The 2,968-nt window shown below is 68.1% G+C and carries 2 protein-coding genes; both read left to right on the top strand.

The window, feature by feature from the left end; all coding sequences use genetic code 11:
* Positions 1-77 precede the first annotated feature (77 nt).
* Positions 78-2,393, top strand: coding sequence for a hypothetical protein (locus tag NBG84_RS39780; protein WP_250924621.1), 2,316 nt, complete (start codon positions 78-80; stop codon positions 2,391-2,393).
* Positions 2,394-2,637: 244 nt separating this feature from the next.
* The coding region (locus NBG84_RS39775) for a hypothetical protein (RefSeq protein WP_250924620.1) at positions 2,638-2,968 on the top strand (331 nt) is incomplete at its 3' end.

Below are 2,968 nucleotides of genomic sequence, written 5' to 3'. Positions count from 1 at the left end.
ACCCCGGTCCTTCTGCTGCCCCCTACACACCGCCGCCCCGCGACCGGCGCCTTTCCGCGCGCCTTGGAGGAACCACTGTGAGCACCACCCACCACCCCCGCCCCGTCGGCGGGATGGAGCCGTACGAAGGCGAGTACGTCTACGCCGAAGTTCTCGACGACGACCACCCCGGCCCCCGCACCGACACCCAGGAGGACGACCGTGAGCGCTCCTCCGACAGGTGGCAGGGAGCACGTAAGGCCGCCCGTCACGCCGCTACGGCCGCCCGCGTCATCGCCGGACAGACCCTGCCGGGCCTGCGTCACGGATGGGCCGCCACCATCCACTGGACAACCCTCGCCTACATGACCGACGAGGAAATCCGCCGCCGCCTCGTCAAACACCACCTCGACACCTACACCGAGCAGCGCGACGACACTCGCACCGATATCGAGCGCCTCAACAAGAAGGCGCAGAAGATGGCGCGGGAGGCGGTCGACTTCGGCCTCACCCCGGAGGAAGCCGCCCGGCTGAGGAGCACGAACGGTGAGTTGAAGCGCCGAGCCCGCGCGGGTCAGGTGCTCGCCAAGGTGCCGTTCGACGTGCGGATGGTGCAGCCCACCCCGGAGCAGATCCGCCGCTACCGCACCACCCGCGGCCTCGGCCGGTTCGCCGGAATCATCATCCCCGCCGGCCTTGCCACCCTGGGCCTAGTGCTCGCTGCTCCGGCCGCCGGACTCTTCGCCCTACCTCTTTTGGCTGGTGCGGCCTGGTGGCTGGGCCATCACCCCCTCGCCCTCACCCAGCGCGCGCTCCCCGCCGACCTGGTCGGGCCGCGTGAGCTCGAACCCCTTCCCGCGGAGAAGACCACCGTCGACCACGGCCTGGGTGTCGAGGACAGCAGTGAGGAGGAGTTGCGGCCGTTCCCGATCCGCGACGCCGACACGACCGAGGAAGCTGAGGAGGCGTTGCGGCGGGCGATCATCCACGAGGGCGGGAACATTGAGGCGGTCACGGGCGGACGTAGGGAGCCGTGGGGTTGGTCGGCGCGGGTGGTCTTCGCGTCCGGTAGCCCTGACGACCTCAACGAGCCCGCCACCTACAAAGCCCTGATCACCTTGCTCAAACTCCGTCGCAACGGGCTGCTGATCGAGGCCGACCCCGACCACGGCGACACCTGCACCGTCCGGATGATCCTCACCAACCCCTTCAGTCCCGAACTCGTCGGCCCTGTCCCCTACCGGGCCCCGCGATCGATGTCGATCGTCGACATCGCGGACTACGGAGTGGCTATGGACGCCACTCCACTGGCGTTCTCGATGGCCGGGCTGATGCTGCTGATGGTCGCCGACTCCGGCGGCGGGAAGTCCGGAGTCATGCTCGCCCTGGGCGAAGTGGCCACCGCCTGTGTTGATGCCGCCGTCATCAACATCGACCCCGCCGGAACCGGCATCGGCGACCTGGAGCCGGCCATCGCCCTGAACGCCTGCATGGACGACGACAAGATCTGCGCCGTCCTGGATTTCCTGCTGGCCTGGTGCTCCGCCCGCGCCCGCCAGCGCGCAGCCTACGGCTGGGGCAACAAATGGCGGGTCACCCGCGAGCACCCGGCCATCTGCGTCTTCCTCGACGAATGGCCCCAGCTCTCCGACCGTGCCAAGAAGCTGTGGATCCGCTTCCTGCTCCTGGGCCGCAAGGAAGCCCTCTGGGGCTACGGCGGCAGCCAGTACGGCACCAAGGACTACCTCGGCGAAGCCATCGGCCCCAAGCTCTCCGCCAAGATGATCGGCGCCTCCCGCCGGATCGACGTCACCGAACTCCTCGGCGCCGGCGCCCTCGCCGAGGGCTACCGCGCCGATCTCATCCAAGCGGCCACCCACACCGCCATCAACGACGCCGGACAGATCTACGCCCACGGACTACCCGGCATGCCCAACAAACCCATGCGCTACCAAGTCCGCGAAATCAGCCCCGCATACGCCCACCGCGTCGCCACCGAACGCGCCGCCGGACTGCCCGACCTCACCCACACCCTCACCGAAGCCGGACTCCACGACGACTGGAACCAACTCCAGAAGATCTGCAACACCACCCCCGGGGCACCCGGCGACACCCAGGCCGAAGTACCCGAGATCCTCCGGCTGATCCATGAGGCATTCGTTCACGAAAGCAACCCTGACTTCCTGACCATGGACCAGATCCATGATCACCTCCGAAAGGCAGATCCCAAGGAGTGGGGCGACTGGGACGACCGGGACGACGTCAGCCGCTTGCGTGAACTCGGCAAGAAGCTCTCCCGACTCCTCGGCAAGGCAGGAGTCGACCTTTCCACCGAGCGCATCGTCGAACTCGACGCACAGCCCCGCGGCTACTACCTCGCAGCCGTCGAAGCCGCCCTCAACCCGCCCGCCTGACACGTCCGAGCCCTGTCCGGTCATCGGCTCCCGATCGGATTCTCATTGGCTCCCGATCGGCGCTGATCGGCCCCGCAAAGCCGATCAGAGCCAATCGGGAGCCAATCAGCAAACCAATGCTGACCTGCGAAAACCAATCAATCCAATCAACCCGCGCACCCCCCTCCATGCCGGCCCTGGGAGCACCTTTTGGGCATGCGGAGGGGGGTGCGCTCACGACCGCCATTCGAAGGGGCCTCAACCCGTGCGCCGTTACCTTTACCGCTGCCCCGTCTGCCGAACGACCAGTGGCGTGCGCTTCAGCCCGGCTGAGAGTACGGCCGAGGGCGAGCACCACCGCCTCCAGCTCCACGCCGGCCACTACCCCGACGGCGAGCACGTCGGGGAGATCGACCGGCAAGGGCGCTGGTATACGGACATGGGCCCGCTCACCGCTCTCCACACACGCCTCGCCGACACCTACGCCGATCTTCGCGATCCGAAAGGAATCGGCGGATGCCTGTGGGCTGCGGCCTTCGCCTGGGTCACCCTCGCCGCGTCCGGACTCACCGTCCTGTGGACCACCGCAGCCGCCC

Source organism: Streptomyces albipurpureus (genome assembly GCF_023701525.1).
Taxonomy (GTDB): domain Bacteria; phylum Actinomycetota; class Actinomycetes; order Streptomycetales; family Streptomycetaceae; genus Streptomyces; species Streptomyces albipurpureus.
The sequence above is the reverse complement of the archived record's forward strand: the minus strand, read 5'-3'. Positions and strand labels throughout refer to the sequence as shown.